This is a genomic window from Bacillus sp. 165, from assembly GCF_017742235.1.
Taxonomy (GTDB): domain Bacteria; phylum Bacillota; class Bacilli; order Bacillales; family Bacillaceae_G; genus JAGHKQ01.
Genome location: NZ_JAGHKQ010000001.1, coordinates 187846 through 213873, shown reverse-complemented (window position 1 = coordinate 213873; position 26028 = coordinate 187846). Strand labels below are relative to the sequence as shown.

Here is a 26028-nt window from a genome sequence, read left to right as displayed (position 1 = left end):
GTAAATCGAATAGTTACAGAATATAAAGGTACGGAAATAAAAGAGTGTTTTTATGAATGTAACCAGTAACGAAGGTAACGGAATTAGTGACGTGATTAGAGGAACTAATGAAAAGTTGAAGTAAGGCAGGAAAGCATATCTTAGTTAGTTCTAAAAAGCATCGGTGAGGAGAAAAGGAAATCCACATTGATGGGAGTTTCAGTTTTATAATTTCGGTAGTAGGTATTTATAAAGATAAGGAGCATGAAAATATGATTAATTACAACGATGAAACAGAAGAAACATTGGAAACAGCCTCTTCGTACGATGATCTAAGCACAATGGATACACCTATCTCTTATAAGAAGCAGGATCCTATTATTGAACACATAGAAGCTGACATAGGACCGACAAGTACAACAACAATCATAGGAGAAACAGCAAGCGGAGCCCTTGGAGGATTATCATTTGATGAAATTATTGGTGAGGATTTAGTGGGCTATGAAGAACATTCTAATGTGCGCGATGCAGATTGGTTAGAAGAAGACCAAGTAGAAAGAAGTTATAAAAAATAGAGCTGATGCAACGCATCAGTTCTATTTTTATAGGATACTGTATTATGTACAGGAACGATTTTTTAGGGACTTAAATAGCTTGTAGCTAATTTTTTTATGTATAAGAAACTATAAAATTTGTAAAAACTAAGAAGGATTATAAAGAAAGCGGGTGTCTATATGCAAGACAATAATAAATTTTCTATTGCGCATATTTCCGACGAGATGCATTCTACATTAAAGCAAGTAGAGGAGCAGTTTGAACAAAAGCTTGGGAGACAGGTAGCTTTAGTAGCATACGAAGCGAGAGATAGAGAATAGGGTAAAAACGAGTTATATGAGATAGACAATTCTCGTGGATTTGTATGCTCTTTTACCTTGCTAAAAAGATGTGCATCTTTGCACATCTTTTTAGTTTGAAGGTAGAGTAGTATTTGACAATGATTCTCATTATTGATAAATTTAGAAGTGTAGACAATAGATATAACGGGGGAATCGTAGTGGAAAGGGATATACATCTTTTATTACAAATGTATGGAGTACATAATGCTGCCAATCTCTGTGAAGATGCTATACTTATCTCAGGAAATGAATTTATACAAAGAAAAAATATTGTCAATATTCTCCCGCATTTAGGCAGTATATTTGGTTCATCCAATCATAAAGTAACAGCATCTCTATTTGTGAAACGTTATTCTTTGTATATTGCAGCATTAGAAATTATGAGCAAATACAATAAGGGCATTGATATTCCATTATCCCAGATATTTATTGACTATAAATATACGAAACTAGCTGTTTATATCCCTTCCGGCATCAGTGAGGTTTGTTGGAAAGGAGAACGAAATGAATGGCGAAATGAAATCATTCGTAAGCTATTTGCTGAACATCTTACTATTATTATTGAGGCTTTATCACATGAAACAAAGCTTCCAAGGAGTACAATGTGGGCTCACATAGCTTTTTATGTTCATGTTATGTATAAAAAATGGATAGAGAAGGAAAAAAATGAGGTTTTAAAGAAACAGTTGCAAGAAGATTTTTATTTTTTGGTTCATAAAGCTCCTGCAAAATGGTTCGGAGAAATAGGATGTAATCCGCTAAAAATTCAATTTTGCCATTTCCCACATCCAGTCGAGAAAAATGAAAGTGTCGTGCTCCGTAAGGTATGTTGTATGAATTACAAGGCTGGAAGGACATGCTATACATGTCCTCGTATTAGTAATACAGAGCGAGTAAAAAAGATAATGGACGTATATCAAAAAGCATGAATGAAAAATTCATGTTTTTCTTTATGTTAGGTTATATAAATAGACAGAATTATGTTACAATTTAAAAAAACGAGATTGTTGGGTGAGTGCTGGTGAAAAAAATAACGGGAATAGTTCTTCTTTTATTTGTTGCATTTGTCATTGTTTCATATTTTCAGAGGGAAGTGGCGTTGTTTTCAAATGGACAAGAGGATAAGTTTACCGAACTAGACAATACTCGAGTATCTTTTAGTATTCCCAATATTACAGTTAACAAAAAGGCTAAGATTCAATTTACTTTACAAGATGAGAAAGGAACAGCACTACGTGGATTGAACGATACGGAGCAGGGGAAGGTACATGCTGTTATCATGGATGACAACCTTACACATTACGAGGATATTCACCCGAAATTTTCAGGAAAGGGTCTATTCTTAATTTCACATACTTTCAAAAAGAAAGGACAATATTCTCTATTTTTATATGTGCAGGATGGACAAAAAAGGGAAATGTTTGCTCAAAAATCTATCCAGGTTGGAAAAGAGAGGAAGGAGCCTCTTCCATTACAGGCAAATTCTATGTTGACCACTACCGTTGACGGGATTCAAATGTCCGTTATTTTTAATTTGCTTGAAGCTGAGAAAAAAGAAGGGATTACCTTTCGTTTTCAGGGAAATAAGGAAGACCTCTATACTCTCAGTTCTGCCTCAGGTAAACAGCCCAAATTAATGATTGCTGATGAAACCAATAGTATAATATTGTTTGCTGCTCCTGAAAAAGTGAAAAAAAAGAATGATATCTCTTTTTCTGTTACATTTCCTAAGCCGGGTTTATACAAAATATGGGCGGATTTTTATATTAATGGAAAAGGTTACGAAAAAGAATTTGTAGTGACGGTTACAGAAAATAAAAAAGCAGGATAGATTCCTGCTTTTATTTATTGAGTGGGGCCTTGCTGATTAGCTTTGTTAGGCTGAGCATGGTAGCTGGTAAGGAATGGTTTTTTTGGAACGCTAAGTATTTGCCGCTCCAATTCGGCTTATATTTATCTTTAAAAGAACGAAGCCCGCTAAAGCTGTATGTATATCGTACATTATTAAAAATAGCGGCAGCTACTTTTTCGGACCAGAAAGAATGAGGAGAGATACCGACATTAGAAAGCGGGGCCATGCCAATATTAAAGAAACGATAGCCCTCCTGTTTTGCCCAATGAAACAAGTGAATGAACATAGCATCCATTATACCGCTTGGTGCTTTCTGATGATGCCGCATCAAATCAACTGAAATGTAGCAATCTCTATAGGCAGGCATAAGGGTTACAAAAGCTCCAATTTGCCCTTCTTTATTTCGTAATACAGCTACAGGTGCACGATTTATATAATAGGAATCAAAGTAGCCAAGTGAAAATCCTTTTTCTTTTTTCTTCCCAATCCATGAATCGGATACTTGTTTTAATTGCAACAAGAATTCATTAGAAAAAGGGGGAGAGTATACGTGAAAGCTATACTCCTCACGTTGGAAACGATTAAATGTGGTTCGAAGACTACTTCGTTTTTTCCCCGATAGTGTAAATGTATTTAAATCAACGATTGCTTCTTCTCCGAGTTTAAAAAAGTTATAACCGAAGTCATGATATAGTGCTAAGAACTTACTTTCAATTTGATAAAAAACACATATAAAACCGGCATAATCTGCTTCTCGTAAAAAGTCTCCCATGAGTTGTTGGAATGAAGAAGGATTTCCAATCGGATCGCCTAATACGACAAGCCATTTACCTGAACGGGCAAATTGCAGCATAGCTGTCCCATCTTTACTGAAGAAAAATCGTTTATCTCCCAAAAAGCCCAGGTGACTTAGTGCATTTCCTCCATATTCTTTGAGAAACAATTCTAACCGTTGGAAATTAGGGAGGGAACCGGGAACTTTATGTAAAAAACGATTTAATGCAATCGAGCTGATCAGTAAATAAACAGGGACGACGATAGAGGCAATCATGGTGCTTTGCTGCACTTGCTTTATGGTCCGTACTACATAATAAGGTTCAAAGACCTCATCCATATCTACAAATAAAATACCTATCCAAAGGTAAAGTACTAAAGCTCCAGTAATAACGAGAGTGATTTTTATAATATCTGAAAAGGTGAGTTTTACCAACTGTCGTACAAATAGCTTTCGCAGCATAAATAGTACAGTAAGTACAATTAATAGAATAAGCGATTCTTCTAAATCAATGCCTTTTAATGCATTGGAAATTATCCCTCCAATTAAAACAAATACAGCCATATAGTAGGCCCGCTTTGTTCTTCTATAAATTCCTCCAGACAGAATAAGAAGAAGAATACCAAAGCTGAGGGCCAAGCCAAAGGATAGATCAATTACTTGATTTTGCACCAATATACGTAATGCATGGACACGGTGCACACTTGTAGGAACAAGCACAGAGAGAATAACAAGCAGTCCTGATATAGCTGTTAGAGCGGCAATGGCCCAATGCCCAAGTTTGGAAAACCAGTCACGCTGTAAAGTCCAGATTACTCCTGTAGTTTCTAAAGCGGGGGCAATAAACGGCTTGTCCTCGATTTTTTTTAAGGCTGCTCCAGACATTTCAAATGCCGCAAAAATCAAACCGAGTCCAAACGGAAAAAAATAGTAAACGAGCCGGTATAATAATAATGCAGAAAAGGCGGTTTCCGTTTCTACTCCATAGCGTTCAATGCCTGTTAAAAAAATGAGGTCGAACGAACCGAGCCCGCCCGGTACTAAGCTTATGCTTCCGGCAATAGCCGCAATAACAAACACACCTAAGGTTTCAGGAAAGCTTATATTCACATCAAGCAAACAGAGAATGACATAGATGACCACTCCCGCGGACAACCATTCAAAGCAGGATACAAGGGAATAGAGAACAGTGGGTCTTGAAGGTGCTTTTCGTTTTGAAATGCCTATATATAAAGGGACAAATAGTGCGAAGCAAATCAATGGCGGCCATAGCCAAGGCTTTTCCTGCAATATATACGTGGCATCCAAGATATGTAGTAATGTTAAAAAGGATAAAACAGATAAACCTGTAATAAAGGCGGAAGTAAGCCATGCAACACCTTTTACTAATCCACTTGAATCCTTCGTATATTGCCGATACAGCATGGTTCGGAGTCCAGCTCCTGCTAAACCACCGAATCCAAGTACACCGTTGAAAGAGTTGGCAATCCAGGAGATCCGAAATACTTTTGGTATAGATATTTTCAGGGAAAGAGAGTGTACTAGCACATAGTCATATAAAAACATGGTGGCAACAGCAACAGTACCGACTATTAGTGCCAAAATAAACCCGCCTGTTGGCATATTTTTAATAACGTGCACTGCCTGTCGGAAGGATAAGTCAGCTAGTTCTTTTCGAGCTTGAATAAAAACAATGATTAGAATAATTATGGGAAGAAGCAATTTTCCGAGTTGGAAAACTCGTTTTAACGAAATTGACATAATCGTCTATTTCCTTTCCGGTACGTTGATACAAGCGTACTATCTATTATGGCAATTTTGCATAAAAATAGAAATATAATTTCTAAATAGAAAAATAACAGTATATTTTGAATTTTTATAAAATTATTACGATTAAAATCAAAAATATGTTAAGATACAATTAAGTAAGAAATGAGGTGGAATGATGATTATTAAACGTTGTACAGGCTATGAACTAGTAAAAGCCCAGCCAAATACTTCAGAGGATTTCTTTAATCGTTCTGAAGTTACATATATTCATAATCATACAGAAAAAACATTATATGTACTATATGTTAGATATTTTGAAGAACAGATAGATCAGTTCAGTAATTTTACTGAAGGCTCTGTATTTCAAGCGGGTGAACGAGATGTATACTTTAAAGATATTGTAGCGCTCGCCAGTTTGCTATATAATCCGGAGCTAGTAAACAGAAAACGAATTTACATTAAAACGCAAGAAGAGTTAAAGAAATATATACAGAATATATCACTAACAGAATTGAAGGATATTTTGATAGATTTGGAGAAGTACGGACAAGCGGAAGTGAAGGGTATTCATTCAGTGAAAGAATCATAAATAATAGCAATAAAGAGAGGAAGAGGTTTATGTCAAATACAATTGTTTATAATCAAACTAAACAAGTAGAAGCCTTTTTAAGTGAAGTAGTTGGTGTAATGACTGAGTATGTAAATCACCATACTATTATCTCTTTAATAGAAGAGGCAGAAAGTAACAACAAGACGTATTACGAGGGGCTGCTTTCCGGTATTAGAAGGCTGCTTGTATTTTGTGAGGAAGGGTTAGATGTGTGCCGAGTGCTGCTTCAGAGTGAACCTTTTCGCAAACAAGGAGCGGAACGTACGCTTTTTAAAATTTATCATCAAGTTATTGCAGAGTTTTTCTCTCCTAAAAATGACTATTGGTATGAAAACAGTAGATCAGCGTACACGGGGAAAAATGCTATTACATTTGTTAAGACTGCTCCCCCATCTGTACAGCAATTGATGAAAGAACTGGAAGGGAAATTTCAAGCTATTCGAGAAGAGCTGGAATTTTATGAAACAGACTATCAAACAAAAATAAAACAGTCCCAATAAAACTAAACAGCTGGAATACTTCCGGCTGTTGTTTTTTTATGTTGTCCAGGTGGTTGAACGAAGATTTCTATAAGTTTTACTTTAGTATCATGACTAATCTAGATGATGAATACATTTAGAAAGGATAACAATGCTATGGAATGCATTTCCATATGGAGGTGTACAATGGGAAACCGTGAAGAGTTTGATCATTACTTTCATGAGGTAGAAAATTGGTGTGAAAGTGTATTACATGTATTGGATAGCCGAGCGACTGAAATATATGATGTGCATATGCTGGAATATAGGATTCAAGTATTGATGGACCGTATTAAAGCGAATCAACTTGATTATGATGTTGAGTTTGTGTATCAGATAAGTGATGATATAGAAACTTTACAGCATCGATTACAGGAAGTATTTACAACCGGTAACTATGAAGAGTATGTTTCCTATGAGAGAAGCCATGAAACTAGAAGTGTACCAATCGGAGGACATGTTCTGCCACCTTTACCGTATCCATATAATGCATTGGAACCTTATATCGCAAAGGAAATCATGCAGCTGCATCATGATAAGCACCACCGAAGTTATGTACAAGGACTGAACAAAGCAGAACAGATGATGGAAAAAGCGCGAAAAAATAATGACTACGATTTAATTAAACATTGGGAACGTGAAGCGGCTTTTCACGGTTCGGGGCATTATTTGCACACGATTTTTTGGAACAATATGAAAAGAGGCGGGGGTGGAAAAGCAAGCGGATCCTTATTAAAGCAAATTAATCAGGATTTTGGAAATTTTGAAAGGTTCAAAGCACACTTTACAGAAGCAGCTAGTAAAGTAGAGGGAGCAGGTTGGGCGATTCTTGTCTGGTCTCCTCGTGCTGGACGTACAGAAATATTGCAAAGCACATTGCATCAGCTCTTTACACAATGGGATACTATTCCACTATTAGTGCTAGATGTATGGGAGCATGCCTATTACTTACAGTATCAAAACCAAAAGGAAGAATATATAAAAAATTGGTGGAATATTGTAAATTGGGAAGATGTGCAAGAGCGCTACAAAAAAGCAAGTAAACTGGAATGGCAGCCATTTTAAAAAAGTGTCCCAAAAGCTATACTTTTGGGGCGCTTTTTTCATTTAATTTAATTATAGTCGGATTAACTCCCTATTTTATCTTCTTTCTCCTAGTAGTTCTCCGCATCTTCCTTCTTTTCTAATCATATTTATTAGGACAAAGCCATACACTTGTACAAAACAAAGTGATAAGGGACGTGGGACATAGGTATGCGTACAAACAGGGTAGGCATTTTTGTCATTTGTTTGATTTTTTTATGGACTATTTCTTTTCCTTCCCATACATATGCACAATTTAATGGGGTAAGCGCAAGAAATGCAGTTTTAATTGAACAAACATCAGGCCGCATATTATATGGGAAGCTTGAAAATGAACCAAGAAAAATAGCGAGTATCACAAAAATTATGACCGCTTTGCTGGCAATTGAATCCGGAAGAATGGATGAAATGGTCTCAATTAGTAATGAAGCCGTTCGTGTAGAAGGGTCAGCTATTTACTTGAAACCTGGACAAAAAGTGAAATTGAAAGATTTAGTATACGGGTTGATGCTCCGCTCTGGAAATGATGCAGCAACAGCGATTGCGGAGAATGTTGGAGGCAGCGTAGAGGGGTTTGTGTATTTGATGAATAAAAAGGCAGAAGAAATAGGGATGAAAAATACCCACTTTTCGAATCCGCATGGGCTTGACGGGGATGGTAATCATTACTCCTCAGCGTATGATATGGCTTTATTGACACGCTACGCCATGAATAATGGAATGTATCGAAAAATAGCAGGAACGAAAAGTTACCAATCTAAATTTTGGGACTATCCTTGGAAAAATAAAAATAAGTTATTGACCTCTCTCTATGAATATAGCACAGGCGGAAAAACAGGCTTTACCAAAAAAGCTGGAAGAACACTCGTTTCGACAGCTTCAAAAGAAGGAATGGACTTAGTTGCAGTTACTTTAAATGCTTCAAGTGATTGGCAGGATCATATGTATTTGTTTGACACAGCATTTAAAAATTATGTACCTGCCAAAATTATGAGTAAGGGTCCGATTGCTGCGGTTAAGAAAGAGCCTTATAAAAGTCATGTTTACTTGAAAAATGATTTTATGTATCCATTAACAGAAGAAGAAAAAGAGAGGATTACAGTGGATGTAAATCTGCAAAAAACAACAACCGCACGAAAAGACGGAGATATTATTGGGAAAACGATTATTTATATGGATGGCGAAGCGATTGGAGAACGCAATGTCTTTTATAGTAAGCGTAAGCTTATTGTTACGACAGGTATGTTTTGGAATGACTTCAAAGAAGTATTTTCTGCAATGTTAGGTGTACGATACGATGGTTAATCTTATTTGGGTTGCCATGACAATAATCGGAGTTGTATTTGCGATGATAAATGGAACGATGGAGGAAGTCAACAAAGCTGTGTTTGACGGAGCCAAAAATGCTGTTACTATTTGTATTGGATTGATTAGTGTACTAATATTTTGGCTCGGGTTAATGAAAATAGCAGAAGAAGCAGGGCTGTTAAAAAAGCTGGTAGCACTTTGCATGCCTATTGTTAAAAAGTTGTTTCCGGAAGTGCCGAAGGATCATCCTGCTATGGGGTTCATTCTCTCCAATATGATGGCAAATGTATTCGGTCTTGGAAACGCAGCAACACCCCTTGGTATTAAAGCAATGGAGCATTTAAAACAGCTGAACGGCGGAAAGGACTCTGCGAGTCGTTCTATGATTACCTTTCTTGCACTCAATACTTCTGCTGTAACACTAATTCCAACTACAGTAATTTCTATCCGAATGACCTACAATTCAGCGAATCCAACGGAAATAGTAGGAGTAACTTTTATTGCACAAGTACTCTCTATGATTGGAGCAATTTGGATTGACCGTTATTTTTATAACAGAAGAGCGGGGAAAGGAGGACGAAAAAGATGAGTATAGTAAATACTATCTCTCTTTGGATGATTCCTTGTATGATAGGGTTTATTCTTTTATATGGCACTTTTAAGAAAGTTCCTACCTATGAGACTTTTGTGGAGGGCGGGAAAGAAGGCATTCAAATTGCGATTTCTATTTTACCGTTTATGGTCGGTATGCTTGTATCCATAACCATTTTCCGTGCTTCAGGGGCATTAGACGCAATGGTCAATTTACTTAAACCTCTTCTTGATGTAATCAAAGTTCCTGCGGAAATTGTTCCATTAGCGCTTATTCGCCCCATATCTGGTTCTGCAGGGTTAGGGATTACAACGGATTTAATTGCTACTTACGGGCCGGATTCCTTTATAGGCAGATTGGCTTCTACCATGCAAGGAAGTACAGATACAACTTTTTATATTTTAACAGTATATTTTGGAGCAGTGGGCATTCGTAAAATGGGAGACGCATTAAAAGTCGGCCTATTTGCCGACTTGATCGGAATTATTTGTTCTATCGTTTTTGTCACACTGATGTTTGGATAAAGATATTTGGTTGAAGGTATGTGTAATATACAAACAAAGTTTTGAAAATGAACTAGCCTCTCATATTCATGAGAGGTTTTTATATTTTTAATGAATGAGAGATAGAAAATGTGGATTTCTCTGACAGCGATACCGTCAATTAAAGAAGTATTATAGTGATAATACATTGAATAAGGATGTTCATTTTATCTGATCAATATGGACAAGTAAAATTAATTAAGCAGTAATATGCTTGTATTATAGTACAAAAGAAAGGAGCCAAAATTTTTTGTCCTTTAATAACCATAACAAAATAAGTAAGTATTGCTCCGGCAGTCACACTAATCCTTGTAGTCATTTCAAATTTTCACAATGCTCCGTATGCCATTCTAATCCTTGTTGCTGTTCCATAGTTTCGAAATGTTCTCGCTGTCAATCTAATCCCTGTTGCTGTATTCCCATTCCTGTTCCAGTACCATTAAATCCCCAATCAGCATTTAGGGCTGTCAATATTTCTGGACCTCGACAAATTCTCAAAAATACCCCTATGAAAATTTTCTACCCAAATGAAGAGTTTGATTTACCTCATGAATATAATGCGGCTACATCTACATTTATCCCTGCCAAAAGAGGGGTATATTCTATTATTGCAAGTGTAGAATTTCATCGTGATAGATGCAATAAAGTATATTCAATTACAATATATATTAGAGTAAATGTGTAGCTACTGATAGTCGTATTTTTGATTCAATGCTGTCTGATAAGGGCAGTATTGTAACGGTTTCTACGATTATTCAGCTAAACTCCGGAGATACGGTAGATGTATTTTTGAATAGTACGGTAGACGGTAAGGTGGAGTCAAATCACCCTGAGGGAGTTATACGTTTTGAAGGAGCTAGATTTCCATCTCCTGATAAATAAAATCTTGTTTTGCAATACCCTTCTCGCTCTTTACAGAAGGGGGTAAGCTGTATTTTAAAACACTCCGGTAAAACTATCGGTTTAGATGTTTGTGCAAATCGAAACAAAGATATAATATGTGTTAGAATACTCTCCTTGGAAAAAATTATTGCTTGTCCAGTAACGGGCCTAGACTATACAATGAAAAAAGGAGTACTATGTTCGACTTGTATTATATCGTCTTATACTTCCACTATTAAGAAAACGCTTAATAGTGGTATTTTTTTTCTTGAAACTAGCATAATGAGACTATGTCTACTTTTTGAACAAAAAGTGAACGTTTTTTAAACAAATTGTTACAAAATCAGACAATAATAGCGTTTGTTAACTTGTATTCCACCCCCTTATGAGGGTAAGATGGATTTGAGGTGAAAACGAGATGGAAAGATTACAGAAGGTTATTGCCCAAGCTGGCGTTGCCTCGAGACGAAAAGCAGAAGAATTAATTCAAGAAGGAAAAGTGAAAGTAAACGGTAAAGTGATCACTGAACTTGGGACAAAAGTGAGTAAGAATGATCGGGTAGAAGTAAATAGTGTACAAATTCAAAGGGAAGAGCCTGTTTATTTTTTACTGTATAAACCGACGGGTGTTATATCAAGTGTAAGCGATGACAAAGGGAGAAAGGTGGTAACAGACTTTTTTCCTCATGTAGATAAACGCATTTTTCCTATTGGGCGGCTTGATTATGATACGTCAGGCTTATTGTTATTAACAAATGACGGAGAATTTGCAAATTTATTGATGCACCCAAAATATGGGGTGGAAAAAGTATACGTAGCAAAAGTAAAAGGACAGTTAGACAAAGAAAAAATACGTACGCTAGAAAAAGGAGTCATGCTTGAAGATGGCATAACGGCTCCGGCTCGTTTGAAAATTTTATCTTCTGATCGTCGTAAAGGCGTGGGAATTGTTCAAATAGCCATTCATGAAGGACGAAACCGTCAAGTAAGAAGAATGTTTGAGGCCGTAGGCTGTGAAGTTGTGAAGTTAAAACGGGAGACGTATGGATTTCTAAGCTTGCAAGGACTGCGTACAGGCGAGTCACGTTCGTTATCTCCTCATGAGGTCAAGCAATTACGTCATTTAGCAGCGAATGCAAAAAAATAAACGGTTCAGCATACTAGCTGAACCGCCTATTGGGAGGGTGACGATGAAGAAGAATCGATTGTGGTTTCGAACCATCATCTTGTTCCTTTTAATTGGGGCAGTTGGGTATACGTTATATCAAAATTTCTTTACAGATAAAGAAAAAGTACAAATTGGAAAAGAAGCGCCTAACTTCGTGGTAACGGATATGGAAGGGAACGAGATTTCGTTGAAGGATTATCGCGGACAGGGCGTATTCTTGAATTTTTGGGGCACATGGTGTAAGCCATGTGAAAAAGAAATGCCATATATGAATGAACTGTATGACGAGTATAAGGCAAAAGGAGTAGAAATTGTCGCTTTGGATGCAGATGAAACGAATCTGGCTGTCAAAAATTTTATTCACCAATATAATTTGAAGTTTCCTATAGCTATCGATAAGGGACAGGGAGTTTTAAACACATACGGTGTGGGGCCGTTGCCTACTACATTTTTAATTGATAAAGATGGAAAAGTAGTAAAACAAATAACGGGAACACAAACGAAGGAACAGATTGAAGGGTACTTAAAGCAGATTATGCCATAAAGCTTGACAGCAAAAGGGGAGAGGTGAGCGAATGGAGCAGGTGAAATGTGAGTGTGGCCATGCAAATCCAGTAGGGACAATATTTTGTGAAGCGTGCGGCAAACCGTTTCAAGATGAACATTCTACTAGCTTGCTAGATATGAGATATGAGGGAAGTGCAAGGCGCTCCATTACGTACAAGACAACGATTATTGATAAAATCTGGATTTTCTTTTCATCGGTTAAAGTGGGAGTTTGGATTATTATTCTTACATTAGTGGCTTCAGCTATCGGAACTATTTATCCGCAAGAAATGTATATCCCGCCAAATGTAGAGCCGAGTGAATATTATGCAGATCAGTACGGTACACTTGGGAAAATATATTATGAATTGGGTTTTCAAGACTTATATAGTTCTTGGTGGTACATGCTGTTAATTGCTTCTTTAGGTATGTCACTTGTTATTTGCAGTATTGATCGTGTGGTGCCGTTGTATAAAGCATTAAATAAGCAAAGGGTGACACGCCATCCGAGCTTTTTGCAGCGCCAGCGGCTGGGTGGAATTTATAAAGCAACAGACGAAGAAATAGCAGTTGTAAAAGAAAATTTAGAGAAAAAACGATATACTGTTCGTACAGAGAACGGGAATATTTTAGCTGAAAAAGGACGCTTTTCACGATGGGGTCCTTATGTTAATCATGTTGGTCTTATCATTTTTTTAATTGGTGCTATGCTACGTTTTGTACCAGGGATGTACGTGGACGAGGCTTTATGGGTTCGTGAGGGGGAAACGAAAGCGGTTCCGGGAACAGAGGGCAAGTATTATGTAAAAAATGAAAAGTTTATCATGGAAGTATATGATAAATCAAAAGAAAATCAAGTATTCGAAAATGCGATTGATCGTGTAGGTAATAATTCAATTCCAAAAAACTTTCAGTCTAATGTTATACTGTACGAGGCTGTAGGAAAACCTATACCTGGACAAAAGCCGAAGCTAAAAGAGGTAAAGGATGGGCAAATACGTGTAAATGAACCATTAAAGTATGACCATTATGCACTTTACCAAGTTGACTATAAGTTAAATGAGTTTTCCAAGATGTACTTTACTGTTGAAGAAAAAGCGACTGGGAAAAAAGTAGGTCCGATTGCGGTTGATTTGACTAATCCTAAGGACAGCTATACTCTTGATAATGAATATTCTGTAAAGCTATTAAGTTATTTTCCGGACTTTTATTTTGATGAAGATGGAAATCCAAACACGAAGTCAAAGGTTCCTAATAATCCAGCATTCGTGTTTAAAATTTTCACACCGCAAACAAAGAATGGCGAAGTTAGTTTTGTAGCCATTAAAGAAAATATTGAACCACTTGGAACGAATAAGTATAAGATGTCTTTTGCTGGTATTGATACTCGTAACGTAACAGCCTTGACGGTTCGAAAGGACTTCACATTGTGGATTTTAGGGTTGGGCGGAGCGATATTTATGATTGGAGTCATCCAGGGAATGTACTGGAATCATCGCCGTGTATGGATTCAAAAAGTACAGGATGAATGGTGGTTTGCTGGTTTTACAAATAAAAACTGGTATGGACTTCGAAATGAGATTAAAGGCGTACTTCAAGGAACGACGATTCCTGAATTAGAAGACAAAGGATTAACAGAGAAAAAATAAGAACTATAAGGTGGGGGAAGCATGGTTCAGCTTAGCAGTAACTTTTTATTTGCAGCGTTCATTTTATATCTTGTTGCAACCATCTTTTTTGGTGGTTCCATAAGAGAAAAAGGGAAAAAATGGGCGGGGCTCGGTATTAGTATTACTATAATTGGTTTCCTATCACAGCTCGTATATTTTATTACGCGCTGGATCGCAGCAGGACATGCTCCGGTAAGCAACCTATTTGAATTTACAACATTTTTTGGAATGATGTTAGTTTTTTCATTTATTATTATTTATTTTATCTATCGAACGAGTGTTTTAGGATTATTTGCATTGCCGATTGCCATTTTGGTAATTGCATATGCAAGTATGTTTCCACGTGATATTCAGCCATTAATTCCTTCTTTAAAAAGCTACTGGCTGCATATCCACGTAACGACTGCAGCAGCAGGTGAATCTATCCTGGCAATCAGCTTTGTGGCTGGATTAATTTACTTAATTAAAAATGTAGATCAAAGCAAGCGAAGCAAGCAAACATTTTGGCTTGAAGCAGTAATGTTCAGTCTCATTTGTACGCTAGGCTTTGTCGGTGTTACAAGCACGTTTAGTGCAGCTAAGTATGAAACAAAGTTTGAGTGGGTAAATAAAAATGATCAAAAAGAAGAAATGGTCTATAATTTACCGGCTCTTGTTAAGCCGCATGAAGGAACATTGCTTACTGATGGAAACATGAATCCAGTATTGGAAACTCCGACGATTGTTAATGCGAAGAAGTTAAATACTGTTTTATGGTCTTTGATAGCAGGGACTATAATATACGGAATCATACGACTTGTTTTACGTAAGCGTGTGGCTGCAGCTATGCAGCCTTTTGTACAAAAGGTGAATAATGATTTGCTAGATGAAATCGGTTATCGCTCTGTTGCAATTGGTTTTCCAGTATTTACTTTAGGAGCGCTTATTTTTGCGATGATCTGGGCACAAATGGCATGGACAAGATTTTGGGGATGGGATCCGAAAGAAGTATGGGCTCTGATTACTTGGTTATTTTATGCAGCCTTTTTGCACCTTCGGCTTTCAAAGGGCTGGCATGGTGAGAAGTCAGCTTGGCTTGCAGTAATCGGGTTTGCTATCATCATGTTCAATTTGGTTGCCGTGAACCTGATAATAGCAGGCTTACACTCATATGCATAAAGATAGACCAATGTTTTTATACTAGTAGAAGCGGAAGAGATGTTTTATGACAGCCTCTTCCGCTTTTTTACAATATACTTACGGATGTCCTTTGATACGGTAAAAAAAGATAGCGAAATAAATGCAAGTTATGTAAAATGTTGTCGAGGTGCTTAGTGTGGTTATAATTTAGGTAAAAATGGAAAAATGCACTGTTAAGATTATGTTTTATTCGAAATTATATTATGGTACATAATTCTATAAAGGGAGGTGTAGACCACTGTGAAGGAGTACACAAATTAGGTTCATTTGCAATGGAGCAGAGGCATAAGGTATTTCTTTATAGGGTCGATTATTGATGGAACAAGCAGCAAAGATTCTTATAGTAGATGATGAAGAACGAATTCGTCGTTTATTGAAAATGTATTTAGAAAGAGAAAACTACATAATTGATGAAGCTGAGGATGGTTATAGTGCTATTTATAAAGCAGAGGAATTTGATTACGATTTAATCATTCTTGATATTATGATGCCAGGAAAAGACGGTATTGAAGTTTGTAAAGAAATTCGTGAGAAAAAGGCTACTCCGATTATTATGCTTACAGCCAAAGGCGAAGAAGTTAACCGTGTACAAGGATTTGAAGTTGGTACAGATGATTATATCGTCAAACCTTTTAGTCCACGTGAGGTGGTGCTTCGCGTAAAAGCATTATTGCGTCGATCTTCTTCGACCACATTTTTTTCAAAAAAACCAACATCGAAGGACCTTATCGTCTTTCCGCATTTAACGATTGATAACGATGCTCATCGGGTGATGGCAGATGGAAAAGAAGTGAGTCTTACACCAAAAGAATATGAATTATTGCTATTTTTAGCTAAATCTCCTGATAAGGTATTTGATCGAGAACAATTATTAAAAGAAGTATGGCAATATGAATTCTTTGGGGATTTACGCACAGTAGATACGCATGTGAAACGGCTGCGGGAAAAGTTAAGCAAGAAATCTGAAAGTGCAGCAAAGATGATTGGTACCGTATGGGGTGTCGGTTATAAGTTTGAGGTTGTAAGCGAATAATGTTTTGGAAAAGTGTAGTAGGGAAGCTTTGGATTACTATTTTACTTCTTGTATCGTTTGTTTTGGGCTTTGTAGCCATTTTGCTTTTACAGTTATTTGAAAATTATTATATCAAAGGAAACGAAACCCGCTTAGTGAATTATGCAGTGAAAATCTCTCAAATGATCGAAGACGGAACCGATTATAAAACAGTTGAAACTGTATCTTATCAATTGGTCGATCCACTTTCTAAAATCATAATTGTAAGAGATGACACCCATGTTTCATATTCTCCAAGTTCAGGGTCTCTTGTAACAATCCCAATTGAAACAATCAAGAAAGATAAAGATATACGAAAGGTATTTACAGAGCATAAACGGGTTAGTAAAAAGCTGTATTTTGTAAACGACAAGCAAAATGGAAAGAAGAATAATGAAGTGATATTAGTTGGTGTTCCGTTAGATACACCAGATACGAAAGATGGAGCGGTTTTCATCTATCAATCATTAGAAGTCACGCAGAGGGCAACAGAAACCGCAACGGATTTTGTGTTTTTATCTGCAGGAATTGCCATTGTATTAACGACGTTTTTTGCCTTTTTTCTGTCTACTAGAATCACAGCTCCGCTTAGAAAAATGAGAGAAGTGGCATTTGAGGTTGCCAGAGGAAAGTTTGATGTAAGAGCGCCTAGAGTATCAAAAGATGAAATTGGAGAATTAGCTACTGCGCTTAATCAAATGGGGAAACAGCTGAAATTTAATATGAATGCTTTGAAGCAGGAGAAAGAACAGTTGTCGAGTATTTTGAGCAGTATGGCAGATGGAGTTATTACTTTGACGCAAGAGGGAGAAGTCGTAGTAATCAATCCGCCAGCTGAGCGTTTTTTACAGCTATGGTATAGAGAAAATAATGTAGAAATGAACCCGCAGCAGTTGCCGTTTGAATTGATGGATTTATTTCACCAAGTAGTAAAATATGAGCAGCAGCAGGTTATTGAAATTAATTTGCAACAGGGGAATTATGTAGTATTGATGACACCTCTGTATAATCAAACAAAAATACGCGGAGCAGTAGCAGTGCTGCGGGATATGACAGAAGAGCGGCGTTTGGAAAAAATGCGTAAAGACTTTATTGAAAATGTTTCGCATGAGCTTCGAACTCCGATGGTTATGCTACAAGGATACAGTGAAGCTATTTTGGATGACATTATTTCAACGGAAGAAGAGAAACGAGAGTTTGTACAAATTATTTATGACGAGTCACTGAGACTTGGGCGACTTGTAAACGAATTATTGGATTTGGCGCGAATGGAAGGCGGACATGTGGAGTTGAATGTAATGGAGATGGACATTGCTCCGTTTGTTGAAAAAATTATTCGAAAGTTCCAAGGCATTGCAAAAGAAAAAGAAGTATACTTACGAACACAATTCTTGACTCATATGGATACTTTTGTATTTGACGGCGATAGAATTGAGCAAGTACTGACAAATTTAATTGATAATGCAATTCGTCATACGGATGCAGGAGGTAATGTAACTCTTATACTAGATGAAGTAGAGGATTCTCTCGTTTTTGAAGTGAGAGATACAGGATCCGGCATTCCTGAAGAAGATATTCCATTTGTATTTGAAAGATTTTACAAGGCAGACAAAGCTAGAACCCGGGGGAAAAAAGGAGGAACTGGTTTAGGTTTAGCTATTGCTAAAAATATTGTTCAAGCCCATGAAGGTAGTATTTCCGTGAACAGTATTATAAATGAAGGAACGACCTTTTCGTTTGTGTTGCCGCGAAAAACAGAGAAATAATAACACTTATGGCGACAAATCTTGTTTCCTATGAAACACATATTAAAAATAAACTACTTGTAAATTCCGAATATTTTATTTATGATATTATTGTATGAAAATTTTATATTGATGCGGCAATAGGGTGTCTGAATAAGACTGAAAAGGGAATTTGGTGCAAAACCAAAGCTGTCCCCGCAACTGTAATGTGGACGAAACGGGTGACCACTGTATTTATACGGGAAGGTCCGGAGTAGGAAGAAGCAAGAGCCAGTAGACCTGCCTTGTAAAGCCGTGTATTTACTATTCTTCGGGGAGTGGGAATGGAGATACAACAGACGGCTTATCGTGCTTATTTATGTTGTATAAAACCCATTCCAAGGAATGGGTTTTTTTGTTAGTTTGTAGAATATATTGAATATATTCTCTCTCTATACAGCTCATGCGCTGCTTAAATAGAGAGGTATCCCTCAAAGTACATCCTTTCTCAGTTTAAGAAGCGTTTTGGGCATACACAATTTAACTTCAAGGAGTTGGGAGAATGAAGGTTGGAAAGTTTATGCTTCGCTGGCTTGTCACGTTAATCATTATGATTGGAATCATGGCTGGCTGTGCGGCTGAGCCAAAGAAAGAAAGCGAACAAATACAAGGAAATACAGCGTTTCCCATAACAGTTACAGATGCTATGAATAAAGAAGTCACTATTGAAAAGAAACCGAAAAGAATTGTCTCATTGATTCCAAGCAATACAGAAATTGCGTATGTATTAGGTTTAGAGAATGAAATTGTAGGCGTTTCTGATAATGATAATTATCCAGAATCGGTAAATAAAAAAGAAAAGGTAGGCGGAATGGAAGTTAATATCGAAAAAGTAATTTCTCTTCAGCCAGATCTTGTACTAGCACATGCTTCTGCAATGGGGACTTCTAAAGAGGGATTACAGCAATTAGAAAGTGCTGGTATACCAGTTGTTGTTGTAAATAATGCAGATAATTTTGAAGATGTATACAAGTCTATCCAATTGATTGGTAAAGCGACAGGGACATCAGATAAAGCAGCAACGGTTATTCAGGATATGAAGGATAAACTCGCAGGCATAGAAGAGAAAGCGAAAACAATAGAAGAGAGTAAGCGTGCTAATGTCTGGATTGAAGTATCTCCGGCACCGGAAATTTATACTGCAGCAAAAGGAACGTTTATGAACGCAATGCTAGAGGTCATCGGAGCTAAAAACACCGCTTCTAGTAAGGAAGGATGGGTTCAGTTTACAGAGGAAGAGGTTGTAAAACTAAATCCAGATGTAATTATTACTACATATGGGTATTATGTACCGAACGCGTCAGAGCAGGTAATGAATCGACCAGCTTGGAAAAACGTTACAGCTGTAAAAGAGAAAAAAGTATATGATGTTAACTCGGATCTAGTTACTCGTCCGGGGCCGCGTGTTATTGAGGGAGTCGAAGATCTTGCAAAAGCAATCTATCCAGACACTTTTAATAAATAATCGCTATGCTTCTTATGTATGTACATTTGTTTTTGCGTTTGCAGCAGTAGTATTTGGGATATCGATGGGTTCTACGTCGATTCCTTTTTTTACTACCGTCAGCGTGTTATGTGACCAGCTATTTCATGTGAAGGTTGGAAATCCGGCTGATGTTGCCGTAATCAATATTATTATGTCCATCCGATTTCCTAGAGTAGTGCTTGCATTTTTAGTAGGTACTTCTTTATCTTTGGCAGGGGCAGCATTTCAGGGACTATTAAAAAATCCACTAGCAGATCCTTATACGCTTGGAGTTTCTTCAGGGGGAGCGTTGGGAGCAGTATTTGTTTTGTTTTTTCAAATTCAATTACCGCTGCTTGGAGCCTTTACTTTGCCTTTTATCAGTATAACGGCCAGTATTGCAGCACTGTTTTTGGTACTTCTTTTTGTGCGGCTTGCAGATAAGCGTATGACCATTGAATCCTTTATTTTGACAGGTATTATAATGAGTTCATTTTTTGGAGCCCTTCTTTCCCTTCTTATTGCGCTGACTGGGGAAGAACTGCGCAATATTATATCGTGGCTGCTTGGCAGTGTTTCTATGAGAGGCTGGGATTATATTAAACTTATTTTTCCTTTTACTCTGGTAAGTTTTTTTGTTCTTCTACTACTTGCTAAGGATTTAAATGCTATTTCTTTTGGGGAAGAGAGCGCGCTTCATCTTGGGGTAAATGTTGTGAGAACAAAAAGCATAGTGCTTATCTGTGCTTCTATATTAACAGGAGCCGCTGTTGCAGTATCAGGGACAATAGGATTTGTCGGATTGGTTATCCCTCACGTAACAAGAATGATTTGGGGGCCTAATCATATACGGTTATTACCCTTATCGGCATTGACAGGTGGAGCCTTTTTGGTACTGGCGGACTTAGTGTCTCGAACGATTATTGCACCGGCAGAGCTGCCAATAGGAGTAATTACAGCAATTATTGGCGCGCCTATATTTGCTCTGTTGTTCATTCAACGAAATCGAAAAAGGAAGTGAGCCTCTTGTTAGAAGTGAACCATCTTCAATTTGAATATAGCCAAGAGAAGCCTATATTAAAGGATGTTTCGTTCTCTGTCAAAAGGGGCGAAATGATTGGAATACTTGGACCGAATGGTAGCGGCAAAACTACGCTTCTCAAACTAATCAGCGGCACGCTTGGCGGTTCAAAAGGGGACATTTCTCTGGACGGAAAAGAAATTAAGGAATATACACGTAAAGAGCTAGGGAGAAAAATGGCCGTTTTGCCTCAGAAGCTAGAAGGCTTGTTTGAATATACAGTACATGAAACTGTCAGTTTAGGAAGATATGCACATCAACATGGGTTGTTCTCATTTTGGACAGAGCAGGATGAAGCGGTTGTGCAAGATGTTATGGAGAAAACATGTGTCATCCATTTAGCAAAGCGAACTCTTGTTAACTTAAGTGGGGGGGAGCGGCAGCGTGTATTTTTGGCACAGGCTCTCGCACAGGAGCCGGAGCTTTTATTGTTAGATGAACCTACAAATCATCTGGACATTGCCCATCAAATACAATTATTTAATTTGTTAAAAAAGTGGACGGAAGAAACAGAAATCACAGTAGTGGCAATTTTTCACGATTTGAATATAGCTAGCATGTACTGTGACCGTTTGTTAATGTTACACCACGGAGAAATTGTGGTCGATGATAAACCGCAAAACGCATTGGACGAAAAGCTGTTGAATAGGGTATACGATGTAAACGTACAACGGCAAGCACATCTCTCTTTGCCAAAACCCGTTATTACGTTTGTTCCCGCTGCCAAGACTACAGAAGCCCCCTTATGCTTTGCGGATCTTTTTACTGTTGAGAAGTCAAAAGAAATAATTTCAGTACAGGTAGCACAACCTTTGAAGACACTGTCTTCCGCATTGGTCGGAGATGGCTTCGTATGGGTGGCGAATTTTGTGAATCGGCATGTATCTTCCTTTTATGAATGTAGCGATCCAAAAGAAGAAATGCAGCAATTTTTACAAAGCCAGGGTTGGAGCTCTCAAGAATGTGTAGGGATGATGACTGCCGCTTCTTTAGAAGATGTTATTATTAAAACTTACGAAGATATTGACTTTTCTGTTAAGGTAATGATTACTGTCGGTATTTCAAATGCTGTAGATGCAGCATCAAGCATAGAACACTTGGATGAGGTTCACACGCAAGGAGCAGTAAATATATGGATTTTTATTCAGGGACATTTAACAGAAGCAGCCTTTGTACAGCTGATGATGGTAGCAACAGAGACAAAAACAAAAGCGTTTATGCAAGAGGGGGTCATAGATTCAAAGACAGGTACGGCTGCGACTGGAACTTATACTGACAGTATTGCGATAGCAGCAACACAAACTCATGAGCATTTCTCATATGGCGGCTCTATTACAGGGATTGGGAAGGTAGTCGGCTATTTAGTATACGAGGGGACGAGGGAAGGAATTCAAAGAGCTTCTAAGAAGATTAGAGGACTTAAGTGTTGAATCATGTCGCTGCTGCAGGCATTATGATGGGTACAGTCAGCTGTTTCACGATCTTTTTTATAGGAGGACGTATCATTGCATTTACCATCGCACGGGGCTAATCCATTGCAACTTTATAATTCTCTCGGAGAAACACTGCCGCCCATGAATATGGATTATAGTGTCAATACAAATCCAGTTATGAGTGTGGATATGAACAACGGCATTTCAGAGGGCAATTATCGTCGAAGGGCTGTTAAATTAAGGATTGAAAATGATTATATACTGCAGCATCTACAAAATTGGGTGGTGACATGTTGATTTTTATCAGCGGGAATGTAAGAAGCGGAAAAAGTACGTTTGCAGAGCTGTTAGCCAAACAAAGTGCAGGAAATGCCCGTCTACACTATATAGCCACAAGCAGAATGAACGATGACGAAATGGAGCGGAGAATCAGAGTTCATCAAAGAAGCCGTGAACAAGATCAAGTTGATTGGATAACATGGGAACAGCCTATAAATATTCATAGCATAGTGGACCGTATTTCCAAAGAGGATGCAGTTTTACTAGATTGTTTAACACTATTGGCGGCAAATGAGCTATTCAAAAGGGAACATTTAAACGAAATAGAAGTTTATGAGCATATTCTTGCAACTATTCGAAAAGTTGTAACCGGCTGTAAAACTTTGATTATTGTTTCAAACGAAGTGTTTCGGGAAGGAGTTCCAAAAGAGGAAGGAACATTTCGGTATATGAGGCTGCTTGGAAAACTACATCAGCAGCTCGTAAGGGAAGCTGATCAAGCCTACCTTGTTAAGCATGGGATTGTACTGCAGAAAAAATAGCTGTAAAAGAGGAACGAGGCCCCAACATGAAAAATATTTATTACGGTATTATTTTAAGCTTTCAACTCTTAACCATTTTACCTATTCGCTTGGAAGTGCCGTGGAGTAAAAAATATGCCAAGGCAGCGGTATACTCTTTTCCTCTTACCGGGGTTTTGCTCGGCATTTTACTGATTTTACAATATGATATTTTTGTGCACTATACTTCTGTTTCAAGGCTGTTTGTATCACTTTGGTTAATTTTTTTTACTATTTTGTATTCAGGCGGACTGCACATAGACGGATGGATGGATATAAGTGACGCGATTGCTTCGCATCGTAACCGGGACAAAAAACTAGAGATATTAAAAGATTCTCGTGTCGGGGCTTTTGCTGTATTATCCTTGTTCTTTTTATTGGCGTTTCGATTTTTATTTGTATATGAAGTTTTGGCAGACTCAGCATTCTTTCACGCTTCTTATCTTGTTTCTATTCCGATTTTAATCCGGATTGGGATGGTACTTTTACTTATATGGACACCACCTGCTTCGCAAGCGGGTATGGCGTATGCCTTTAAACAGCATATGACAGTGGGTGACAGCAGTTTCATGCTGTTTTATGGTGCTGGTTTGCTGTTTATGTTGTATTTGTATGCCTCCTTGCCCGTGTTTTGGATGTCTGTATGTCTTATAGGCGCAATGCTGGTTTTTGTTAGTTTGTTTAGAGATGTGTGCAAAAAACAGTTCGGCGGTATTACCGGTGATATGCTGGGAGCGGTTATAGAAGGGTGTGAAACATTGTTATGGTTCGTACTGTGGCTATTACACTTCTTCGTCACGGCTTAACGAAAGCGAATGAAGAACAGAGGTATATAGGATGGACGGATATCCCTCTTTCTATAAAAGGAAGAAATATGCTGGATAGAACAGGGTTCTATCCCCATGCGGATGTTTTTATTACAAGTGATTTGAAGAGATGCGTGGAAACATTAAGGATTTTATACAACAAGAGCTATATATTAAGTCCATGGTTCCGGGAAATGAACTTTGGGGATTGGGAGCACAAGACATACGAACAGTTGAAAGAAGATTCTGTATATTGTAAATGGCTGGATAGCTATCAGCAATCGGCACCAACAAATGGAGAAAGCTATCAGCAATTCACAGACAGAGTGCAACAAGGATGGAAGAGTATGATTAATGAGTTGGAAAAGCAAAAAGCAAGTCATGTGGTTGTTATGACACATGGCGGGGTCATTCGGTTGTTATTAGAAGTATTTGCTCCAGAGGAGAGAGCTTTTTGGGAGTGGTCTGTACCGTTTGGAGGAGGATATACGTTAATTACAACAGAAGACCGTTTAAGGAGGGGAGAACGGTGCATTTCATTACAGGCGGTGCCTTTCAGGGAAAGCGAAACTGGGTTAAGCAGCAATACAATATAAAGGATGAACAGTCAGCCTGGTGGATTAACGGCTATAATGAGAACATTGTGTGTCCGTCAGCATTTCCGCCGAATGTTTCTCTCATTGTAATAGAAGGGTGTGAAGAGCTTATTTATAAGCTTCTTCAGCAGCATAAAGAAGAAGTCAGAAAAAAATGGAATGAGTTTCTTTCCATCTTACGGTTGTGGGAGCAAGAACAAATAGGGCGAAAAGTGGTATTGATTGGGTGTGACATAGGAGGAGGAATTGTCCCTATAGAGGCAGAACAGAGGCTGTGGAGAGATGCAGTGGGGTGGTGTTATCAAGACCTTGCAGCTACAGCGAACCGGGTAGATGAGATATGGTATGGCATATCATCTACATTATGTAATTCAAGGGAGAATACAGAATGAATAAAACAAAAGCTTTAACAACATTGGTTACATGTATTGCTTTATCCGCAGTAGGTGCATGGATCAAAATTCCAGCAGTAATCGGCAGCGTAGCATTAGATAGTGCGCCGGCTCTAATTGGTGCTATATTGCTTGGGCCGATAGCAGGAGGAATAACAGGAGCTTTGGGCCATATCCTTTCTGCCTTGCTCTCTGGCTTGCCTCTTGGCCCAGCCCATCTCTTAATAGGAGCCGAAATGTTTATTTTGGTGGCAGGATTTGGTTTGTTGATTCAGAAAAAGCAGCAAAAGGCTGCGTATCTGTTCTTTTGTGTGGGAAATGTGCTTATTGCGCCTCTTCCATTTATATGGATGATGGGACTTCCGTTTTATATGGGGATTGTACCTTCTCTAACGATTGCTGTTATTGTAAATAGTACGATTGTCGTATTAATAGCACCGCGGTTACAGAAATGGCACAGGAAAACGGGAATAGATGGACACTTCCATGCGTGATGTTATTTTACATACATTGGGAAATGGAGAGAAGCTGGTTATTTCAACGGATAATGCGGGAGCAATCGGTGAAAAAGAAGGTGATATCGTATCGGTACCCTATTCTGCTGTTGCATATTATACAGCAAGAGTTGCATTAATGGAGTGTATAGCTGTCGGAGGGGAACCGGAAGTTATCGTCGTACAAAATTTTATTAACAACGATGTATATGTGTCTTTACTAGAAGGGATTCATCGAGCCTCAGAAGAATTATTTCTCCATTCAATTGCGGTTACTGGGAGCTCTGAGACGAACTTTAGTCTAATCCAATCTTGTGTGGGAATTACTGTAATAGGAAAAGTGAAAGAGCATCATCTTAAGATAAATAGAACTCCGAATGGTGCACGATTTGCTGTAATTGGCAAGCCGCTTGTAGGAGAAGCGGTGGTGTCACAGCAAGAGCAAGTATTACCATTATCTTTATTTAGAAAGCTGGTTGCACATGAGGCAGTATTTGAGGTTGTACCTGTTGGTTCTAAAGGCGTATCATTCGAGTTAGAAGCATTATTACAGGTAAATAAAATTCATTACAAAGCGTATAAAGCAGCAATAGATATAAAAGTGTCAGCTGGTCCGTCAACATGTGTTGTAATAAGCTATAATGCTAAGGAAGAGAAAGCGATTCAAAGGCTGTGCAATACACATTTTTATCCAATTACAATGGAATTATAGGAGGA

Annotated in this window: 27 protein-coding genes and 1 riboswitch; of the genes, 26 read left to right on the top strand and 1 reads right to left on the bottom strand. The window is 37.9% G+C overall.

Features of this window, described 5'->3' with window-relative positions:
• Positions 1–251 precede the first annotated feature (251 nt).
• The 4 genes from J7Q84_RS01165 (at position 252) to J7Q84_RS01150 (ending at position 2706) form a co-directional block, all read left to right on the top strand.
• A complete protein-coding gene (locus tag J7Q84_RS01165) occupies positions 252–554 on the top strand; it encodes a hypothetical protein (RefSeq protein ID WP_209092565.1) in 303 nt (100 codons plus the stop codon).
• 159 nt (positions 555–713) lie between these two features.
• The gene (locus tag J7Q84_RS01160; protein ID WP_209092564.1) at positions 714–854 is read left to right on the top strand and encodes a hypothetical protein; all 141 of its coding nucleotides are present in this window, start codon (positions 714–716) and stop codon (positions 852–854) included.
• 179 nt (positions 855–1033) lie between these two features.
• Positions 1034–1804, top strand: coding sequence for an IucA/IucC family C-terminal-domain containing protein (locus J7Q84_RS01155; protein ID WP_209092563.1), 771 nt, complete (start codon positions 1034–1036; stop codon positions 1802–1804).
• Positions 1805–1896: 92 nt separating this feature from the next.
• On the top strand, positions 1897–2706 hold the full coding sequence (locus J7Q84_RS01150; RefSeq protein WP_209092562.1) for a hypothetical protein: 810 nt from the start codon (positions 1897–1899) through the stop codon (positions 2704–2706).
• 10 nt (positions 2707–2716) lie between these two features.
• Here J7Q84_RS01150 and mprF read toward each other — a convergent pair whose 3' ends face one another.
• Positions 2717–5263, bottom strand: a complete 2547-nt coding sequence (gene mprF, locus J7Q84_RS01145) for a bifunctional lysylphosphatidylglycerol flippase/synthetase MprF (protein WP_209092561.1) — start codon at positions 5261–5263, stop codon at positions 2717–2719.
• A 181-nt stretch (positions 5264–5444) separates the two neighbouring features.
• Between mprF and J7Q84_RS01140 the strand changes: the two genes are divergently transcribed.
• The 22 genes from J7Q84_RS01140 to J7Q84_RS01035 all read left to right on the top strand — a co-directional run bounded on the left by J7Q84_RS01140 (position 5445) and on the right by J7Q84_RS01035 (position 26023).
• Positions 5445–5861 (top strand): hypothetical protein, encoded by a 417-nt coding sequence (locus tag J7Q84_RS01140; RefSeq protein WP_247739019.1) that lies wholly within the window; start codon positions 5445–5447, stop codon positions 5859–5861.
• A gap of 29 nt (positions 5862–5890) precedes the next feature.
• Positions 5891–6382, top strand: a complete 492-nt coding sequence (locus J7Q84_RS01135; protein ID WP_209092560.1) for a YpuI family protein — start codon at positions 5891–5893, stop codon at positions 6380–6382.
• A gap of 165 nt (positions 6383–6547) precedes the next feature.
• Positions 6548–7465 carry a superoxide dismutase gene (locus tag J7Q84_RS01130; protein ID WP_209092559.1) on the top strand — a complete coding sequence of 306 codons (918 nt, stop codon included), beginning with the start codon at positions 6548–6550 and terminating at the stop codon, positions 7463–7465.
• A gap of 189 nt (positions 7466–7654) precedes the next feature.
• Complete coding sequence (locus J7Q84_RS01125; protein WP_209092558.1) at positions 7655–8788, top strand: D-alanyl-D-alanine carboxypeptidase family protein; 1134 nt, start codon at positions 7655–7657, stop codon at positions 8786–8788.
• A complete protein-coding gene (locus J7Q84_RS01120; protein ID WP_209092557.1) occupies positions 8781–9380 on the top strand; it encodes a nucleoside recognition domain-containing protein in 600 nt (199 codons plus the stop codon). Before J7Q84_RS01125 ends, J7Q84_RS01120 begins: the two co-directional genes overlap by 8 nt.
• Positions 9377–9907, top strand: coding sequence for a spore maturation protein (locus J7Q84_RS01115; protein WP_209092556.1), 531 nt, complete (start codon positions 9377–9379; stop codon positions 9905–9907). The genes J7Q84_RS01120 and J7Q84_RS01115 overlap by 4 nt, the downstream gene beginning before the upstream one ends.
• A gap of 1318 nt (positions 9908–11225) precedes the next feature.
• Positions 11226–11954: a pseudouridine synthase gene (locus tag J7Q84_RS01110; protein ID WP_209092555.1), complete on the top strand. Its 729-nt coding sequence runs from the start codon at positions 11226–11228 to the stop codon at positions 11952–11954.
• Between the two features lie 43 nt (positions 11955–11997).
• On the top strand, positions 11998–12519 hold the full coding sequence (gene resA, locus J7Q84_RS01105) for a thiol-disulfide oxidoreductase ResA (protein ID WP_209092554.1): 522 nt from the start codon (positions 11998–12000) through the stop codon (positions 12517–12519).
• A 31-nt stretch (positions 12520–12550) separates the two neighbouring features.
• The gene (locus J7Q84_RS01100) at positions 12551–14170 is read left to right on the top strand and encodes a cytochrome c biogenesis ResB family protein (RefSeq protein WP_209092553.1); all 1620 of its coding nucleotides are present in this window, start codon (positions 12551–12553) and stop codon (positions 14168–14170) included.
• Between the two features lie 21 nt (positions 14171–14191).
• Positions 14192–15349, top strand: a complete 1158-nt coding sequence (gene ccsB, locus J7Q84_RS01095; RefSeq protein ID WP_209092552.1) for a c-type cytochrome biogenesis protein CcsB — start codon at positions 14192–14194, stop codon at positions 15347–15349.
• A 337-nt stretch (positions 15350–15686) separates the two neighbouring features.
• Positions 15687–16403, top strand: a complete 717-nt coding sequence (locus J7Q84_RS01090) for a response regulator transcription factor (protein ID WP_209092551.1) — start codon at positions 15687–15689, stop codon at positions 16401–16403.
• On the top strand, positions 16403–18187 hold the full coding sequence (locus J7Q84_RS01085; RefSeq protein ID WP_209092550.1) for an ATP-binding protein: 1785 nt from the start codon (positions 16403–16405) through the stop codon (positions 18185–18187). Before J7Q84_RS01090 ends, J7Q84_RS01085 begins: the two co-directional genes overlap by 1 nt.
• A gap of 105 nt (positions 18188–18292) precedes the next feature.
• Positions 18293–18467: riboswitch (cobalamin riboswitch) on the top strand.
• Positions 18468–18707: 240 nt separating this feature from the next.
• Positions 18708–19670 (top strand): ABC transporter substrate-binding protein, encoded by a 963-nt coding sequence (locus J7Q84_RS01080; protein WP_209092549.1) that lies wholly within the window; start codon positions 18708–18710, stop codon positions 19668–19670.
• Positions 19633–20691: a FecCD family ABC transporter permease gene (locus J7Q84_RS01075; RefSeq protein WP_209092548.1), complete on the top strand. Its 1059-nt coding sequence runs from the start codon at positions 19633–19635 to the stop codon at positions 20689–20691. The genes J7Q84_RS01080 and J7Q84_RS01075 overlap by 38 nt, the downstream gene beginning before the upstream one ends.
• Before the next feature lie 5 nt (positions 20692–20696).
• Positions 20697–22181: an adenosylcobinamide amidohydrolase gene (locus tag J7Q84_RS01070; protein ID WP_247739018.1), complete on the top strand. Its 1485-nt coding sequence runs from the start codon at positions 20697–20699 to the stop codon at positions 22179–22181.
• A 75-nt stretch (positions 22182–22256) separates the two neighbouring features.
• Positions 22257–22481, top strand: coding sequence for a hypothetical protein (locus J7Q84_RS01065; protein ID WP_209092547.1), 225 nt, complete (start codon positions 22257–22259; stop codon positions 22479–22481).
• Positions 22475–23005 carry a bifunctional adenosylcobinamide kinase/adenosylcobinamide-phosphate guanylyltransferase gene (locus J7Q84_RS01060; protein WP_209092546.1) on the top strand — a complete coding sequence of 177 codons (531 nt, stop codon included), beginning with the start codon at positions 22475–22477 and terminating at the stop codon, positions 23003–23005. Before J7Q84_RS01065 ends, J7Q84_RS01060 begins: the two co-directional genes overlap by 7 nt.
• Positions 23006–23031: 26 nt before the next feature.
• Positions 23032–23829 (top strand): adenosylcobinamide-GDP ribazoletransferase, encoded by a 798-nt coding sequence (locus J7Q84_RS01055; protein WP_247739017.1) that lies wholly within the window; start codon positions 23032–23034, stop codon positions 23827–23829.
• Positions 23787–24425 (top strand): histidine phosphatase family protein, encoded by a 639-nt coding sequence (locus J7Q84_RS01050; RefSeq protein WP_209092545.1) that lies wholly within the window; start codon positions 23787–23789, stop codon positions 24423–24425. Before J7Q84_RS01055 ends, J7Q84_RS01050 begins: the two co-directional genes overlap by 43 nt.
• Positions 24359–24817 (top strand): bifunctional adenosylcobinamide kinase/adenosylcobinamide-phosphate guanylyltransferase, encoded by a 459-nt coding sequence (locus J7Q84_RS18180; RefSeq protein ID WP_209092544.1) that lies wholly within the window; start codon positions 24359–24361, stop codon positions 24815–24817. The genes J7Q84_RS01050 and J7Q84_RS18180 overlap by 67 nt, the downstream gene beginning before the upstream one ends.
• Entirely contained in the window at positions 24814–25311 is a 498-nt protein-coding gene (locus J7Q84_RS01040) for an ECF transporter S component (protein WP_209092543.1), read from the top strand. The genes J7Q84_RS18180 and J7Q84_RS01040 overlap by 4 nt, the downstream gene beginning before the upstream one ends.
• Positions 25292–26023, top strand: a complete 732-nt coding sequence (locus J7Q84_RS01035) for an ATPase (RefSeq protein ID WP_209092542.1) — start codon at positions 25292–25294, stop codon at positions 26021–26023. Before J7Q84_RS01040 ends, J7Q84_RS01035 begins: the two co-directional genes overlap by 20 nt.
• Positions 26024–26028 lie beyond the last annotated feature (5 nt).

Coding starts and splice junctions, on each gene's coding strand:
- mprF (WP_209092561.1), bottom strand. CDS start 5,263: ATGTCAATTTCGTTAAAACGAGTTTTCCAACTCGGAAAATTGCTTCTT.
- J7Q84_RS01160 (WP_209092564.1), top strand. CDS start 714: ATGCAAGACAATAATAAATTTTCTATTGCGCATATTTCCGACGAGATG.
- ccsB (WP_209092552.1), top strand. CDS start 14,192: ATGGTTCAGCTTAGCAGTAACTTTTTATTTGCAGCGTTCATTTTATAT.
- J7Q84_RS01125 (WP_209092558.1), top strand. CDS start 7,655: ATGCGTACAAACAGGGTAGGCATTTTTGTCATTTGTTTGATTTTTTTA.
- resA (WP_209092554.1), top strand. CDS start 11,998: ATGAAGAAGAATCGATTGTGGTTTCGAACCATCATCTTGTTCCTTTTA.
- J7Q84_RS01135 (WP_209092560.1), top strand. CDS start 5,891: ATGTCAAATACAATTGTTTATAATCAAACTAAACAAGTAGAAGCCTTT.
- J7Q84_RS01050 (WP_209092545.1), top strand. CDS start 23,787: ATGGTTCGTACTGTGGCTATTACACTTCTTCGTCACGGCTTAACGAAA.
- J7Q84_RS01085 (WP_209092550.1), top strand. CDS start 16,403: ATGTTTTGGAAAAGTGTAGTAGGGAAGCTTTGGATTACTATTTTACTT.
- J7Q84_RS01080 (WP_209092549.1), top strand. CDS start 18,708: ATGAAGGTTGGAAAGTTTATGCTTCGCTGGCTTGTCACGTTAATCATT.
- J7Q84_RS01120 (WP_209092557.1), top strand. CDS start 8,781: ATGGTTAATCTTATTTGGGTTGCCATGACAATAATCGGAGTTGTATTT.
- J7Q84_RS01140 (WP_247739019.1), top strand. CDS start 5,445: ATGATGATTATTAAACGTTGTACAGGCTATGAACTAGTAAAAGCCCAG.
- J7Q84_RS01040 (WP_209092543.1), top strand. CDS start 24,814: ATGAATAAAACAAAAGCTTTAACAACATTGGTTACATGTATTGCTTTA.
- J7Q84_RS01165 (WP_209092565.1), top strand. CDS start 252: ATGATTAATTACAACGATGAAACAGAAGAAACATTGGAAACAGCCTCT.
- J7Q84_RS01115 (WP_209092556.1), top strand. CDS start 9,377: ATGAGTATAGTAAATACTATCTCTCTTTGGATGATTCCTTGTATGATA.
- J7Q84_RS01060 (WP_209092546.1), top strand. CDS start 22,475: ATGTTGATTTTTATCAGCGGGAATGTAAGAAGCGGAAAAAGTACGTTT.
- J7Q84_RS01035 (WP_209092542.1), top strand. CDS start 25,292: ATGGACACTTCCATGCGTGATGTTATTTTACATACATTGGGAAATGGA.
- J7Q84_RS01110 (WP_209092555.1), top strand. CDS start 11,226: ATGGAAAGATTACAGAAGGTTATTGCCCAAGCTGGCGTTGCCTCGAGA.
- J7Q84_RS01055 (WP_247739017.1), top strand. CDS start 23,032: ATGAAAAATATTTATTACGGTATTATTTTAAGCTTTCAACTCTTAACC.
- J7Q84_RS01130 (WP_209092559.1), top strand. CDS start 6,548: ATGGGAAACCGTGAAGAGTTTGATCATTACTTTCATGAGGTAGAAAAT.
- J7Q84_RS01100 (WP_209092553.1), top strand. CDS start 12,551: ATGGAGCAGGTGAAATGTGAGTGTGGCCATGCAAATCCAGTAGGGACA.
- J7Q84_RS01090 (WP_209092551.1), top strand. CDS start 15,687: ATGGAACAAGCAGCAAAGATTCTTATAGTAGATGATGAAGAACGAATT.